Annotated in this window: 2 protein-coding genes; both read left to right on the top strand. The window is 64.6% G+C overall.

From position 1 onward, the window contains the following. Positions 1 to 385, top strand: a 385-nt coding sequence (locus tag IEZ17_RS41760; RefSeq protein ID WP_189308846.1) for a phosphoribosylformylglycinamidine synthase subunit PurQ, incomplete at its 5' end; no start/stop codon positions are given. After that, positions 382 to 553 (top strand): phosphoribosylformylglycinamidine synthase-related protein (locus IEZ17_RS41755; protein ID WP_189308845.1); only part of this gene is annotated, 172 nt, incomplete at its 3' end. The genes IEZ17_RS41760 and IEZ17_RS41755, both read left to right, overlap by 4 nt.

Below are 553 nucleotides of genomic sequence, written 5' to 3'. Positions count from 1 at the left end.
GCCGGGGGCGATGGTGCGCAACAACCATCTGCATTTTGTCTGTCGTGATCAGCGGTTGCGGGTGGAGAACGTGGGTACGGCCTGGACCGGCGACTATGTGTCGGGGCAGGAGATCAGCATCCCGCTGAAGAACATCGATGGCCGGTTTGTGGCCGATGAGCGGACGTTGGACATGCTGGAGGCCGAGGGTCGGGTGGCGTTTCGTTACCTGGACGGCAACCCGAACGGTTCGTTGCGGGACATCGCCGGGATCTCGAATGAGGCGGGCAACGTCGTGGGGTTGATGCCGCATCCCGAGCATGCGGTGGAGCCGCTGATCGGTACGGGGCGCGTGGACGGTCTGGGGTTCTTCACCTCGATCCTGAAGAAGTTGGTGGGTGCATGAGCCTGGATACCGTCAAGCACGCGGCCGAGAGTCCGGATGCGGCCCAGCCGTGGGCGGAGTTGGGGCTCAAGGAGGACGAGTACGCGCGGATCGTGGAGATCCTGGGGCGGCGTCCGACCGGTGCGGAGCTGGCCATGTACTCGGTGATGTGGTCCGAGCACTGCTCCT

This window comes from Streptomyces albospinus (genome assembly GCF_014648695.1).
Taxonomy (GTDB): domain Bacteria; phylum Actinomycetota; class Actinomycetes; order Streptomycetales; family Streptomycetaceae; genus Streptomyces; species Streptomyces albospinus.
The sequence above is the reverse complement of the archived record's forward strand: the minus strand, read 5'-3'. Positions and strand labels throughout refer to the sequence as shown.